This is a genomic window from Aeromicrobium sp. (genome assembly GCF_036676885.1).
Taxonomy (GTDB): Bacteria; Actinomycetota; Actinomycetes; order Propionibacteriales; family Nocardioidaceae; genus Aeromicrobium.
Genome location: NZ_JAKFCB010000056.1, coordinates 1 through 13,297, shown reverse-complemented (window position 1 = coordinate 13,297; position 13,297 = coordinate 1). Strand labels below are relative to the sequence as shown.

The 13,297-nt window shown below is 69.8% G+C and carries 13 protein-coding genes; 8 read left to right on the top strand and 5 right to left on the bottom strand.

Going from position 1 to position 13,297, the window contains the following annotated elements; genetic code table 11:
• The first annotated feature begins 104 nt into the window (after positions 1-104).
• Positions 105-1,025 carry a carbohydrate kinase family protein gene (locus V6M46_RS03190; RefSeq protein WP_332662323.1) on the top strand — a complete coding sequence of 307 codons (921 nt, stop codon included), beginning with the start codon at positions 105-107 and terminating at the stop codon, positions 1,023-1,025.
• 6 nt (positions 1,026-1,031) lie between these two features.
• Here V6M46_RS03190 and V6M46_RS03185 read toward each other — a convergent pair whose 3' ends face one another.
• A complete protein-coding gene (locus V6M46_RS03185; protein WP_332662322.1) occupies positions 1,032-1,289 on the bottom strand; it encodes an HPr family phosphocarrier protein in 258 nt (85 codons plus the stop codon).
• Between the two features lie 191 nt (positions 1,290-1,480).
• Here V6M46_RS03185 and V6M46_RS03180 point away from each other — a divergent pair, with 191 nt between their 5' ends.
• The 3 genes from V6M46_RS03180 to treY all read left to right on the top strand — a co-directional run bounded on the left by V6M46_RS03180 (position 1,481) and on the right by treY (position 6,651).
• Complete coding sequence (locus V6M46_RS03180) at positions 1,481-2,260, top strand: enoyl-CoA hydratase/isomerase family protein (protein WP_332662321.1); 780 nt, start codon at positions 1,481-1,483, stop codon at positions 2,258-2,260.
• Positions 2,261-2,440: 180 nt separating this feature from the next.
• The gene (gene malQ, locus V6M46_RS03175; protein WP_332662320.1) at positions 2,441-4,384 is read left to right on the top strand and encodes a 4-alpha-glucanotransferase; all 1,944 of its coding nucleotides are present in this window, start codon (positions 2,441-2,443) and stop codon (positions 4,382-4,384) included.
• On the top strand, positions 4,381-6,651 hold the full coding sequence (treY, locus tag V6M46_RS03170; RefSeq protein ID WP_332662319.1) for a malto-oligosyltrehalose synthase: 2,271 nt from the start codon (positions 4,381-4,383) through the stop codon (positions 6,649-6,651). Before malQ ends, treY begins: the two co-directional genes overlap by 4 nt.
• Here the strand turns inward: treY and V6M46_RS03165 are convergent, their stop codons facing one another.
• Positions 6,652-7,425, bottom strand: coding sequence for a slipin family protein (locus V6M46_RS03165; RefSeq protein ID WP_332662318.1), 774 nt, complete (start codon positions 7,423-7,425; stop codon positions 6,652-6,654). It abuts the gene before it with no gap.
• Entirely contained in the window at positions 7,422-8,789 is a 1,368-nt protein-coding gene (locus V6M46_RS03160; RefSeq protein ID WP_332662317.1) for an NfeD family protein, read from the bottom strand. The genes V6M46_RS03165 and V6M46_RS03160 overlap by 4 nt, the downstream gene beginning before the upstream one ends.
• A 111-nt stretch (positions 8,790-8,900) precedes the next feature.
• On the opposite strand from V6M46_RS03160, the gene V6M46_RS03155 reads away from it, so the two are divergent.
• Together V6M46_RS03155 and V6M46_RS03150 are read left to right on the top strand one after the other, a co-directional pair.
• Positions 8,901-9,308, top strand: coding sequence for an SPW repeat protein (locus tag V6M46_RS03155; protein ID WP_332662316.1), 408 nt, complete (start codon positions 8,901-8,903; stop codon positions 9,306-9,308).
• A gap of 19 nt (positions 9,309-9,327) precedes the next feature.
• Complete coding sequence (locus V6M46_RS03150) at positions 9,328-9,939, top strand: TetR/AcrR family transcriptional regulator (RefSeq protein ID WP_332662315.1); 612 nt, start codon at positions 9,328-9,330, stop codon at positions 9,937-9,939.
• A gap of 108 nt (positions 9,940-10,047) precedes the next feature.
• On the opposite strand, the gene V6M46_RS03145 is transcribed toward V6M46_RS03150, so the two are convergent.
• Together V6M46_RS03145 and V6M46_RS03140 are read right to left on the bottom strand one after the other, a co-directional pair.
• Entirely contained in the window at positions 10,048-11,328 is a 1,281-nt protein-coding gene (locus V6M46_RS03145; RefSeq protein ID WP_332662314.1) for an HNH endonuclease signature motif containing protein, read from the bottom strand.
• A 157-nt stretch (positions 11,329-11,485) separates the two neighbouring features.
• Positions 11,486-12,001: a TetR/AcrR family transcriptional regulator gene (locus V6M46_RS03140; RefSeq protein WP_332662313.1), complete on the bottom strand. Its 516-nt coding sequence runs from the start codon at positions 11,999-12,001 to the stop codon at positions 11,486-11,488.
• A gap of 58 nt (positions 12,002-12,059) precedes the next feature.
• Here V6M46_RS03140 and V6M46_RS03135 point away from each other — a divergent pair, with 58 nt between their 5' ends.
• Positions 12,060-12,410, top strand: a complete 351-nt coding sequence (locus tag V6M46_RS03135) for a VOC family protein (protein ID WP_332662312.1) — start codon at positions 12,060-12,062, stop codon at positions 12,408-12,410.
• A 48-nt stretch (positions 12,411-12,458) separates the two neighbouring features.
• Positions 12,459-13,297 (top strand): aldo/keto reductase family protein (locus V6M46_RS03130; protein WP_332662311.1); only part of this gene is annotated, 839 nt, incomplete at its 3' end.

The window sequence follows — 13,297 nt, the reverse complement described above, 5'->3', positions numbered from 1 at the left end:
CGCATCCAGATCCAGCGGCTCGGGCGGCGCGCGGCGGTCATCACGCCCAAGACGCACACGCCGCAGGAGGCAGTCGCGATCATGACCGGCGCCATGGTCGTCACGTGATCCTCGTCGTGGGGGAGTCGCTCGTCGACATCGTGGTCAGGTCCGACGGCCGGCGGAGCGAGCACCCGGGCGGCAGCCCGGCCAACGTCGCCGTCGGCCTCGGCCGGCTGGGCCACCCCGTCATGCTGGCCACGAGCCTCGGTGACGACGAGCGCGGCCAGGTCGTACGCGAGGCGCTCGAGCGGAGTCATGTGCAGCTCGCACCCGACACCATCGGCGCGGCTCCGACGTCGACGGCGACGGCGTGGCTCGACGCCCGCGGCGCTGCGCGCTACGACTTCGACATCACGTGGGACCCCGCGGGCCTCGACACGGTGCCGATCGGGCCGCTGGTCCACACCGGATCGATCGCCGCCTATCTCAGCCCCGGCGCCGACGCCGTGGAGGCGCTCGTCAAGCGGGCATCGACGACGGCGCTCGTGACGTTCGACCCCAACATCAGGCCGCGGCTGCTCGACGACCGCGAGGCGGTGCTGGAGCGGTTGACCCGGCTCGTGGCGTACTGCGGTGTCGTCAAGGTCAGCGACGAGGACCTCGACTGGCTCTATCCGGGCATCGCGCCGACCGTCGTGGCGCGCAACTGGATCTCGCTGGGTGCCGGCCTGGTGGTCATCACCGCAGGTGCGCGCGGCTCGTTCGCCGTGCATGGCGCCGGTGAGGTGCACGTGGCCTCGTCGACGACACCCGTCATCGACACCGTCGGCGCCGGCGACTCGTACATGTCGGGCCTGATCGATGCCATGACGACGACCGGCCTGGTGGGCTCCGGCGGTGACGACCCGGCCGCGGGCGTACGTGAGCTGTCGCTGTCGGACCTGCGGTCGTTCATGCATCACGCCAACATGTCGGCGGCGATCACGGTGGGCCGCGCCGGAGCCGAGCCGCCGACCCGCGACGAGCTGCCAGCGATTTCCTGAGGGCAGCTAGGCGTCGAGGTCCTGCTCGACGAGGTCGGCGATCTTCTCCAGCATCGCTTCGTCGGCGCTCTCGACGACGACCTCGGCGCCGGCCTTCGCGCCGAGCGTCATGATCATCAGGGCCGAGCCCGCGTCGACGGGAGTGCCGCCGGGCGTGGCGATCGTGACCGGGACGGCGGCCTCGGTCACGGCCTGGGCGATCAGCGCTGCGGGGCGGGCGTGCAGGCCGACGGCCGAGCCGACGATGACGTTCTTGGTGGGCATCGCGAGTCCTTTCCGGCGACGCGGGTCGCAGGCGTTGTGAATTTGAGTGAATTCCTGTGGCCTTGTGTTGATTTGATCGCGTCGTCGGGGTCTGTGTCAAGAGTGTTGGGTCGCGGGAGCACATCAGCGACCCTGTCCTATGCTCGACGCGATGGGCGGGAGCGACCGCCGACGAAGCGGCTGGAGGCACGATGGGTGAGTTCGTACGACTCGAGGTCAGCGACGGGGTGGGCACGATCCGGCTCGACCGTCCCAAGATGAACGCCCTGGATGCGCAGATGCAGACGGAGATCGTCGAGGCGTGCGCCGAGGCCGACCGGCGCGATGACATCGCCGCGGTCGTGGTCTACGGCGGGGAGCGGGTCTTCGCGGCCGGCGCCGACGTCAAGGAGATGGCGGCGATGTCCTTCCAGGAGATCTCGCGCCATGCGCACCTGCTGCAGTCCTTCACCCGTTCGATCGCAGCGATCGGTAAGCCGACCATCTCGGCGATCACGGGCTTCGCGCTCGGCGGTGGCTGCGAGGTCGCCCTGGCGACCGATGTGCGCTTCGCCGCCGACAACGCCAAGCTGGGCCAGCCGGAGATCCTGCTCGGCATCATCCCCGGCGCCGGCGGCACCCAGCGGCTGTCCCGGCTCGTCGGGCCGGCCAGGGCCAAGGACCTGATCTACACCGGCCGCTTCATCGACGCCGACGAGGCGCTCGCGATCGGCCTCGTCGACCAGGTGCACCCCGCGGACGAGGTCCACGCCAAGGCCGTCGAGTGGGCCTCGCAGTTCGTCGGTGGCCCGGCGCTCGCGCTGCGCGCCGCCAAGAACGCCATCGACCGCGGCCTCGAGGTCGACCTGCAGACCGGGCTCGACATCGAGCGCACGGAGTTCGCCGCGCTGTGGGCGACCGACGACCAGTCCGCCGGCATGACCTCGTTCGTGGAGAACGGGCCCGGCAAGGCCACCTTCAGCGGAAGGTGAGGGGGTTCACCCCGACCGAACGGGGTACGCCGATCTCCATGCACACGGCTCTGCTCGTCGTCCGGAAGCTCGCAACCCTCAGCCTCGCGGTGTTCGATCCGCCTCGTCAGCTGCGCAGTCGCGGGGAGTACGTGACCACCGGTTTGGAAAGCGCCCCGGTCACCGGCGATGCTGGACCGCATGCCCGTGACCGACGACGCTGACGCGCTGAGCCGGCTCGCCGCCGCCCACGGCGTCGCCATGGCATACGAGGGATCCGACCGGGAGCTGGTCAGCGTCGACGACGAGATCGTGATCGCGGTGCTGGCGCGTCTCGACGTGGATGCCAGCAGCCTCGAGTCGATCCAGCGCGAGCTGCAACGCGTGGAGTCCGATCGCGCACGCCGGCCGTTGCCCGCGACGATCGCGGTGACGCAGGGTCTCGGCCGTCACGTCGGGGCTGCCGGCCGGTTGTCGCTCGAGGATGGCACGGCGATCGATGTCGACGGTGACCTGCCGGCCGACCTGCCCCTGGGCTGGCACCGGCTGGTCGCCGGCGACCAGGAGATCACGGTCGTCGTCGCACCGGCCCGGATGCCCGAGGTGCCGCGCACGTGGGGCTGGATGCTGCAGCTGTACGCCCTGCGGTCCGCCGGGTCGTGGGGGATGGGCGACTACGGCGACCTCGCCGAGATGGCTCGTCGCTCCGGCGCCGAGCAGGGTGCCGGGGTCCTGCTGGTCAACCCCGTGCAGGCGTTCATGCCGTCGCACCCGCTCGAGCGATCGCCGTACTCGCCGGCGAGCCGCCGCTTCGCGAACCCGCTCTACCTGCGGGTCACCGACACCACGGAGTTCGCCGCCGCAGACGAGGAGACGCGGGACGCGATCGTCGCCCTCGCGCCCGACCGCAACACTGAGCTCATCGACTACGACGCCGTGTGGGCCGCGAAGCTCGCGGCGCTCGAGCTGTTGTGGATCGGCGTCACGCCCCCTGACGTCGACGAGGACCTCGAGGCGTTTGCGATGTTCGCCGCCCTCGCCGAGCTGCACGGCGCCGACTGGCGGGAGTGGCCCGAGGAGCTGCGCGACCCAGCTGGCGCGGCTGTCGCCGAGGCGCGCACGTCGCTGTCGGACCGCATCGCGTTCCACGCCTGGCTCCAGCTGCTCTGCCGCCAGCAGCTCGACGCCGCCCGCGCCGCCGCACACGACGTAGGCATGGCGGTCGGCATCGTGCACGACCTCCCGGTCGGTGTCCATCCCGGCGGCGCCGATGCCTGGGCGCTGCAGGACGCTTTCGCCGCAGGCGTACGCGTCGGGTGCCCTGCCGACGCGTTCAACCCGCTGGGCCAGGACTGGGGCCTGCCGCCGTGGCGCCCGGACAGGCTCGCCGAGTCCGGCTATGCGCCGTTCCGCGACGTGATCCGCAGCGTCCTGCGGCACGGCGACGGCATCCGCATCGACCACGTCGCGGGCCTGTGGCGCCTGTGGTGGATCCCGCCGGGCGAGCCCGCGCACCGTGGGACGTACGTGCACTACGACTCCGAGGTCATGCTCGCCGTGCTGACCCTCGAGGCGCACCGCGCCGGCGCGATCGTCGTCGGCGAGGACCTCGGCACGGTCGAGGACGTCGTGACCGAGACGATGCACGAGCGCGGCCTGCTGAGCTCGGCCGTGCTGTGGTTCGAACGCGACTGGGACGCCCCGGGCCAGCCGCACATCCCGCCACAGGAATGGGAGCCGGAGACCATGGCCAGCATCAGCACGCACGACCTGCCGACGGTCACCGGCTGGCTGCAGGACGAGCGCATCCGTGTCCAGGCCGAGCTCAACCTGCTCGACGTGCCGGCCGACGAGGCGTACGCCCAGGCGAAGGCCGACCGCGAGGCGCTGTTCGACCTGCTGCGGGCCGAGGGCATACCGGCCGGCGACCCGGTCGTCGCGCTGCACGCGGTGATCGCGCGGGCTGCTTCGCGACTCGTGCTCAGCTCGCCCGCCGATGCGGTCGGACAGCTGCAACAGCCCAACCTGCCGGGGACGGTCGACGAATATCCCAACTGGCGCATCCCGCTCCCGGTCGACCTCGACGCGTTCTTCGCCGACGAGCGCGTACGCGCGGCCGTCGCACCCCTGCGAGCCGCCCGATGACGCCGACCTCGACGTACCGGCTGCAGCTGCGGCCCGACTTCGACTTCGCGGACGCCCGCGCGGTCGTCGGCTATCTGCGTGACCTCGGCGTCGGCGCGGTGTACGTCTCGCCGGTCCTCGAGGCGACGCCCGGATCGACGCACGGCTACGACGTCACGGACCCCACGCGCCTGCGCGAGGAGCTGGGTGGCGAGGACGGCTTCCGCTCGCTGACGGCCGCCGCCCGCGAGGCCGGGCTCGGGGTCGTCGTCGACATCGTGCCCAACCACATGTCGGTCGAGGTGCCCTCCGCCAACCCCTGGTGGCACAGCGTCCTGCGAGAAGGGGCGCGTTCGGCCTATGCGCACCACTTCGACATCGACTGGTCGCGCGGTCGCGTGCTGGTGCCGGTGCTTGGCGACGACGCCGACATCGCGAAGCTGACCGTCGAGGGCGACGAGCTCGTCTACGCAGACCACCGGTTCCCGATCGCCCCGGGCGCCGGCGAAGGGACGCCGCAGGAGGTCCACGACCGTCAGCACTACGAGCTCGTCGACTGGCGGCGCGGCAACACCGAGCTCAACTATCGCCGGTTCTTCGACATCACGACCCTCGCCGCGGTGACCGTCGAGCGGCCCGAGGTGTTCGAGGACACCCATCGCGAGATCCTCACCTGGGTCGACGCCGAAGAGGTGACCGGCCTGCGGATCGACCACCCCGACGGGCTCGCCGACCCCGGAGCGTACGTCCGACAGCTGCGGGACGCCGCACCCCACACCTGGATCGTGATCGAGAAGATCCTGCACCCCGGCGAGGAGCTGCCGGCGAGCTGGCCGGTCGACGGGACGACCGGCTACGACGCGTTGCGCGAGATGTTCGGCGTGCTGCTCGACCCCGCGGGGGAGGCCACGTTCACGAAGCTCGCCGAGCGGCTCGGCGTACGCACGGACCATGCCGCGATCGAGGAGGAGGCGCGGCGGCTCGTCACCGACACGATCCTCGTCGCCGAGGTGCGACGCATCGCTGCGCTGCTGGCCGGCCTGGATGCCGAGGCTGCTCGCGCTGCGGTCGCCGAGACCATGATCGCGTTCGGTGTCTACCGGTCCTATCTGCCCGAGGTGGAGTCGACCTGGGCCGAGGCGATCGCGAAGGCCCGCTCGCGTCGCCCCGATCTCGACACCGCACTCACCGCGCTGGACGAGCAGGTGCGCGCCGATCCCTCCGGTGAGCTGGCGACCAGGATCCAGCAGACCTCCGGCATGGTCGTCGCCAAGGGCACCGAGGACACCACGTTCTACCGGTTCACCCGGTTCGCGGCGCTCAACGAGGTCGGCGGCTCGCCCGACGTCTGGGGCGTGAGCGTCGACGAGTTCCACCGCCTGGCCGCCGAGCGCGACGCCGGCCGGCCGGCGACCATGACGGCGCTCACGACGCACGACACCAAGCGGTCGGAGGACACCCGCGCCCGGATGGCCGTGCTGTCCGAGATCGCGGACGAGTTCGCGGACGCCGTGGCCTCGTGGACAGAGCGCTGCGGCATCGACGAGCCGTCGCTCAACCTGCTGGCGTGGCAGACCCTCGTCGGCGCCTGGCCGATCAGCGACGAGCGGCTCGGCGACTACCTGCTCAAGGCCGCACGGGAGTCCAAGCTGCGCACGACGTGGACCGAGCCGGACGAGGAGTTCGAGTCGTCCGTCGCGGCGTGGCCGTCACGCGTACGTTCTGAGCTCGGCGACGAGATCGAGGCATTCGTCCGCCGTATCCAGGCGCCGGGCTGGTCCAACTCGCTGACCCAGAAGCTCGTCCAGCTCACCGCGCCGGGCGTGCCCGACGTCTACCAGGGCACCGAGCTGTGGGACTTCTCCCTCGTCGACCCCGACAACCGCCGGCCGGTCGACTACACGATTCGGCGGGAGATGCTCGCGCGGTTCGACGAGGGGCTCATGCCGGAGCTCGATGTGTCGGGCGCGACCAAGCTGCTCGTCGTCCACCGCACGCTCACCCTGCGCCGCGACCGGCCCGAGCTGTTCGAGGGCTATCGCGCCCTCACGGCCGAGGGCCCCGCGGCCGCACACGCCTTGGCGTACGCCCGCAGCGCGGACCTGGTCGTCGTCGGTACGCGCCTGCCGATCGGGCTCGAGGACACCGGCGGATGGCGTGGCACGACGCTGACCCTCGATGACGGCGAGTGGACCAATGTCATCACGGGTACGTCGGTCGACGGTGGGCCGGTCGAGCTGGCCGACCTGCTGGGGCGCTATCCGGTCGCCCTGCTCGTACGTCGCTGATCAGGTGGCGTCCGACTCCTCGGGCCGCTTGTCGAAGAGCCGGAGCAGCTCCATCGGCACCGGGAAGACGATCGTCGAGTTGTGCTCCGACCCGAGCTCCAGCAGCGTGCCCAACGTACGCAGCTGCATCGCGGCCGGGTGAGCCTCGAGGACGACGGCCGCCTCGCCCAGGTTGGCGGCGGCCTCCTTCTCGCCGAGCGCATGGATCACCTTGGCGCGCCGATCGCGCTCGGCCTCTGCCTGGCGGGCCATCGCGCGGCGCATGCTCTCGGGGAGGTTGACGTCCTTGACCTCGACGATCGTCACCTTGACGCCCCAGGGGTTCGTGACCTCGTCGATGATCTGTTGCAGCCGCTGATTGATCTCGTCGCGTTTGGTCAGCAAGTCGTCGAGCGTCGTCTGCCCGAGGATGCTCCGCAGGGTCGTCTGCGCGACCTGCTGCGTGCCGAACCGGTGGTCGTCGATCGAGAGCACGGAGCGGATCGCATCGACGACATTGAAGTAGGCGACGGCGTTGACGTGCACCGTGACGTTGTCCTTCGTGATGACGTCCTGCGGCGGGATGTCATACGTGTGGGTCCTCAGGTTGACCCGGGTCAGCTTGTCGACGATCGGGATGATGAAGATCAGGCCCGGTCCCTTGAGTCGCTGGATGCGGCCGAGGCGGAAGATCACTCCGCGTTCGTACTCGGTCAGCACGTGGATCGAGGCGGAGAGCAGGGCCAGGCCGACGATGATCGCCAGTGCCAGACCGATGAGAACCTCAGTGCTCATGACGTGTCCCTTCCCTGGTCGGAGGACGAGTGCTCCGGAGGCTCTGCGGGGGACAGCGGGTCGACGAGGAGGACCAGGTCCTCGACTGCGACGACACGTGCGGTCCCGCCGGCTTGCAGGGGTGGCCCGACGCTCCGCAGCGCCCACCAGGCGCCCTCGGCGAACGTCGATCCGGTGGTGCCGTCGGCTTCGCGGACCGTCACCGACTGGCCCGTGAAGACATCCGCGCCCGTGCTGACCGACGGCAGCTTGCGGGTGCGCGCGGCGAGCCTGCCGGCCAGCACGGTCGCCGCCGCGACGACGATGGCCGTGGGCAGGACCAGGGCGAGGTCGACCGAAACCCCCTGACCGTCGTCGAACAGGAAGACGGCGGACAGCACCAGCACCACGGCGCCACCGAACGCGAAGCCGGCCACTCCTGGTGCGAAGAGCTCCGCCACGAACAGGGCGATCGCGACGGCGAGCAGCAGCAGGCCCACGACGCTGACTGGCAGCACCGACAGGCTGAACAGCGCGAGCAGGAGAGCGGTGCCGCCGGTGGCGCCGGCGACCCCGACACCGGGCGACGCGAGCTCGTACAACAGCCCGAGCGTCCCGATGGTCAGGAGCAGGAAGGCGATGTTGGGGTCGGCGAGCGTCTGCAGGATCTTGCGGAACAGTCCCAGGTCGTGCCGTTCCACCGTGGCGTCCGCGGATCGTACGACCACGCGGTCGTCCGGGGAGATCGTCACGGTACGTCCGTCGGCGGCCGTCAGCGCGTCCTCCAGCGACGATGCCTTGGCGTCCACGGCGCCGAGCCTGACGGCCTCGTCGACGGCGGCCGATCGGCCTTCGCGCACGGTGTCCACCGCGAACCGGACGTTCCGGCCCCTCAGCTGCGCCAGCGCCTCGGCCTGTGCGGCCGCGTCGTTGACGATCTTGTCCGAGACGTCGCTGCCGTCGATCCCCACGGGTGTGGCGGCGCCGATGGCCGTGCCCGGTGCCATCACCGCGACGTGCGCGGCGAAGGTGATGATCGCACCGGCCGAGCCGGCTCGCGCCCCACCGGGGGTGACGTACACGATCACGGGGACTCGGCTTGCCAGCACGTCCTCGACGATGTCGCGCATCGACGTGACCAGCCCGCCGGGGGTGTCGAGCTCGATGACGTACGCATCGAACTTCTCCGACTCGGCCCGGTCCAGACCGGAAGCGACATGGTCGGCCACGACGGGTGTGATCGCGGTGTCCAGCCGCGTGACGAGCACTCGGGGAGTGTCGTCCGCTCGCCCGTTCGGCTCAGCAGCGGCACCTGCGGCATGCAGCAGGAGGAACACGCCGAGCACGATCGACAGCCGCCCCGCAACCACGAAGAAGTGGACCATGTGCCTCAGACCCTTCCCGCCAATCGTACGTCTGGCGGCCTGTTTGCGACGTGGTTTCAGGCCGAAATGCACTATTGACCGGGCGGTCAATCAGGCGCACCATCGAAGTGAGTGATCCGCCTCCAATCGACGGATCTCGAAGTGGAAAGAAGGTGGTTGGAAGTGATGAAGAAATGGGCTCACCCTCTGGACTTCGTTGCACTGGCTGCTGGTGTGTACGCGGCGTGTTCGCCGATCTGGACGACGACGACCGACGACGCCACGGCCACGATGATCGTGCTCGGAGTTGTGACGGCGTGCATCGCGCTCTACTCCCTGGCGCGGCCAGGCGAGATCGCGGAAGGCCTGATGGCACTGATGGGCGTCTTGTTCATCGCCTCGCCATGGGTCATGAGTTTCGACAAGGTTGACGACATGGCCCTCACGGCCTGGATCGTCGGTGCCATCGCTCTGGTGGTTGGCCTTGCCGACTTCGCCATGGGGCGACGGACGCATCACGGCGGCGGCTTGACCGCCTAGTCCACAGAGGGGATCTGTCATGGCCCGGACTCGCTTGGATCACACCGGGCGAGTCCGGCGCGCCAGAAGCCGCAAGGACGGCGTCGCCGACGCGCGAGTCCGGATTCTCGACGCCGCGGAGCACCTCATCGCCAATGACGGATTCGATGCCACGCCCACGTCGCGGATCGCGGCACGGGCCAAGGTCGCCAAGGGGCTGCTGTTCCACTACTTCCCCCGCAAGATCGACCTGCTGCGCTGCCTGCTCTCCGAACGCCTCCCCGCACCGCCCAAGCGGCTCGCCAGCGGCATCGCGGAGCGTGGCGACATGCCGGGGTCGCTGCTGCGACTGGCTCAGAGCTTCACCCAGTCGCAGTCGCCCGCGGTGACCACGATCCTGTTCCGCGAGGCCGGCACTCATCCGGAGGTCGGCCAGCACCTGGAGGCGTTGCGCGACGGCCTGGTCGAGCTTACCGAGACCGTGCTCGACGAGGCCAGCCCGCAAGCCCTGGACCGGCAACGCCGTCACGGTGCCGCCGACACGTACGTCGCCGTGCTGCTCCACGACGCGAACGCGCGACGGTTCAACGGCCCCCTGCCGGACCTCGACGCGGCAGCACACATCGTCGCGGCCGGCCTGGCGTCGCCGTAGGTCTTCTGGCGCAGGGCGAACCGTTCAGTGATTCGCCATGCCCTTCGCTCGCTCGTTCCTCGCTCGCTCCCCGTCGGCCGCGGGCGGCCTCCCTAGGGATCGAACTGGTCAGGGTCGCCAGCGGTGGTTTCGCTGCCAGAGGCCGCGGGGTTTCTTGACTTCGATGATGCCGTCGGCGGCGAGCCTGAATTGCCAGTCTTGGTCGTGGGCTTGGTGGTGGTGCAGGGAGCACAGGAGTGCTCCGTCGTCGATGTTGGTGGTGGCGCCGTGGGCCCAGTCCTGGCGCCAGTGGTGGCCTTCGCACCAGCCGGGTGGTGCTTCGCAGCCCGGGGTGACGCAGCCGAGGTCACGGTTGGCGATCGCGATGCGTTGGGCCGGGGTGAAGAGGCGCTTGGAGCGGCCCATGTCCAGGGGGAGGGAGGCGCCGTTGAAGACCATGGGGAGCATGCCCTGGGTGCAGGCGAGGCGGCGCAGCTCGCCGCTGCTGATCCGGGTGCCGGTGGTCAGCGTCGCGGCACCGACCTTGCGTCGCAGGTCGTCGAGGTCGATGTTGACCGTGATCACCGCGGGCGTGCCACCAGCAGTGGGGAGCTTGTCGGTGGGGAGGCGTTCGATCAGGGCGGCGAACGCGCGGCCCATGCGTTGGGGGTAGGTCAGCTGGTCCTGGTCGCGTTCCTGCTCGGCGGTGAGATGGCGGCGTCGGGGTGCGGCGATCGCGTCGAGGGCGGACTTGAGCATCTCGGCCTGCAGGGCGGGCAGGCGTCCGCCGAACCGCCAGGTGCCGTCCTTGTCATCAGCCATCCACATCTCGGTGCGCGCCCAGGCGCTGCGTTCGCGCAGCCGCAATGCCTCGTCCTCGTCGGCAGCGGCCTCGGCGGGCTCCTTGAACACGTCGGTGACCCGCAGCGCTCGTTGGCGCAGGTCCTTGATCGGGAACCGCTTCGCGTCGGCGATCAGCGTCGTCTCACACGCATCCCGCTGATCGGGAGTCACGGTGTCGGGCAGACCATCCATGGCGCCGGCGATCACCGCGGCCTGGGTCTCGGCCAGCTCACCAGATGCCAGTGCGTCCTCGGTGCGCGGCGCCGCCGACAACGCCTTGGCGACCCGCACGCTGCGGTCGGCCTCGTGCTTGTCGCGACCGAACCCCCGCGCCAGGACTTCACCCGTGCGGGTCTTGTCGCCCAGCCCGGCATCCAAGGCCCGTATGGCCGCGAGCTCCTGTCCGGTCACCCGGGCCTTGATCCGCCGCAACCGCTCCGCCGCGGTCCGCTGCAAACCCGGATCCAGCAAGGCATACGCATCAGTGCTCATGCTGTCGAGGACCTCATCGAGCGCGTCCAGGCACGCCACCACAGGTGGCGGCGACGGGACGAGCTCGGCAACCATCTGGATCCCCCGATCACTAGAACGTATGTTCGATTCTAACGTGATCGGCTGACAGAACGCAAGGCCTTTTTCACTGAAATTGCAGAAGTTTCCAGGGCTTCGACAAGCCCAACCTTCCAGCCTAGAACACGCCTCTGACACGTCCCCTGGAAGCCGGTCACGACGCGATTCGTACGTCCAACGCAAGCAGCGCAGCCCGGGCATCGTCCGGCTCCGAACCCTCGGCAACGGCGGCGAGCGCGGCCCGCCAGGCCGCCGCCAGCACGCGCCCGAGCACGGCGGGCGCCGGGGCCGTACTCGCCGTGAGCATCGCGGCCAACCGGTCGCCCTCGGTTCCGGCCGGCGGCGCCCCCAGCAGCTGAGGGAACCCCTCGCGTACGGCGAAGTCGAACCCCACCAGCAGCGCGGCCTTCACCGCCGCGGAGCCCTCGCCCCCAGCCGCGATCGCGCCTTCCATCCGGTCCAGCAACCGCTGCTCGACATCGCTGCGGACGAACGCGTACAGCCCGAGCTTGTTGTCGAAGTGGTGATAGAGCGCGCCCGTGGTGACATCCGCGGCCGCGGCCAGCTCGCCGACCGTGACCTCGTCGAACGACCGTGCGCCGAACTCCTTGACGGCCGCGAGCGCGAGTCTGCCCTTGGGGGATGTCGACACCGGAATCCACTCGCGCATCCCAACATAATACTGTTACGCTCTCCAACAATTGAGTTACGACACGAAAGGTTCCGTCATGAAGCTCGAGTTCCTGTTCGTCCCCACCTCCGACCTGAATGCGTCGCTCAGCCTCTACCGCGACGGCCTCGGCTTCACCGAGTCCTGGCGCGAGGGCGACACGACTGCCGCCTTGGCCGTGCCGGGCAGCGATGTGCAGCTGATGATCGATGCCAACGACCCGAATGCCCCGGTCGGGCCGGTGTTCGTCGTCGACAGCCTCAAGGACTTCCACGCCGCCCGCCCCGACGCGCTGGCCGTCATCGAGGAACCCTCGGAGATCCCGGGCGGGTTCCAGGCGATCTACCAGGAGCCGGGCGGAGCCATCATCTACGTCATCGACCAGTCGATCGACTCCGCAGCTCAGTAGTCGGCGGGCCCGGACAGCCGTTCCCAGCCGCCCACTACGCTCGAATCCATGGACTTCCGATACCTCGGCAACAGCGGCCTCAAGGTCAGCGAGATCATCTACGGCAACTGGCTCACCCACGGATCCCAGGTCGAGAACGACGCGGCACTGGCATGCGTACGGGCGGCGCTCGACTCGGGCATCACGACGTTCGACACCGCCGACGTCTACGCCAACACCAAGGCCGAGTCGGTGCTCGGCGAGGCGCTCAAGGGCGAGCGCCGGGCGTCGCTGGAGATCTTCACCAAGGTCTACTGGCCGACCGGCCCCGGCGGACCCAACGACACGGGCCTGTCGCGCAAGCACATCATGGAGTCGATCAACGGCTCGCTCGAGCGGCTCGGCACCGACTACGTCGACCTCTACCAGGCACACCGGTATGACTACGAGACGCCGCTCGAGGAGACCATGCAGGCGTTCGCCGATGTGGTGCGCCACGGCAAGGCGCTCTACATCGGCGTCAGCGAGTGGACCGCCGAGCAGATCCGCGCCGGCCACGCGCTCGCGCAGGACCTCGGCATCCAGCTGATCTCCAACCAGCCGCAGTACTCCATGCTCTGGCGGGTCATCGAGGGCGAGGTCATCCCCACGAGCGAGGAGCTCGGCATCTCGCAGATCGTCTGGTCGCCGATCGGGCAGGGCGTGCTCACCGGCAAGTACAAGCCGGGCGCCGCACCGCCCGAGGGCAGCCGCGCCACCGACGAGAAGGGTGGCGCCGACATGATCAGGCGCTTCCTCGAGGACGACGTGCTGACCGCCGTGCAGAAGCTCCAGCCCATCGCCGACGACCTCGACATCACGATGGCGCAGCTCGCCGTCGCGTGGGTGCTCGCCAACGACAACGTCGC

Coding starts and splice junctions, on each gene's coding strand:
- V6M46_RS03185 (WP_332662322.1), bottom strand. CDS start 1,289: ATGCCCACCAAGAACGTCATCGTCGGCTCGGCCGTCGGCCTGCACGCC.
- V6M46_RS03180 (WP_332662321.1), top strand. CDS start 1,481: ATGGGTGAGTTCGTACGACTCGAGGTCAGCGACGGGGTGGGCACGATC.
- malQ (WP_332662320.1), top strand. CDS start 2,441: ATGCCCGTGACCGACGACGCTGACGCGCTGAGCCGGCTCGCCGCCGCC.
- treY (WP_332662319.1), top strand. CDS start 4,381: ATGACGCCGACCTCGACGTACCGGCTGCAGCTGCGGCCCGACTTCGAC.
- V6M46_RS03165 (WP_332662318.1), bottom strand. CDS start 7,425: ATGAGCACTGAGGTTCTCATCGGTCTGGCACTGGCGATCATCGTCGGC.
- V6M46_RS03160 (WP_332662317.1), bottom strand. CDS start 8,789: ATGGTCCACTTCTTCGTGGTTGCGGGGCGGCTGTCGATCGTGCTCGGC.
- V6M46_RS03150 (WP_332662315.1), top strand. CDS start 9,328: ATGGCCCGGACTCGCTTGGATCACACCGGGCGAGTCCGGCGCGCCAGA.
- V6M46_RS03145 (WP_332662314.1), bottom strand. CDS start 11,328: ATGGTTGCCGAGCTCGTCCCGTCGCCGCCACCTGTGGTGGCGTGCCTG.
- V6M46_RS03140 (WP_332662313.1), bottom strand. CDS start 12,001: ATGCGCGAGTGGATTCCGGTGTCGACATCCCCCAAGGGCAGACTCGCG.
- V6M46_RS03135 (WP_332662312.1), top strand. CDS start 12,060: ATGAAGCTCGAGTTCCTGTTCGTCCCCACCTCCGACCTGAATGCGTCG.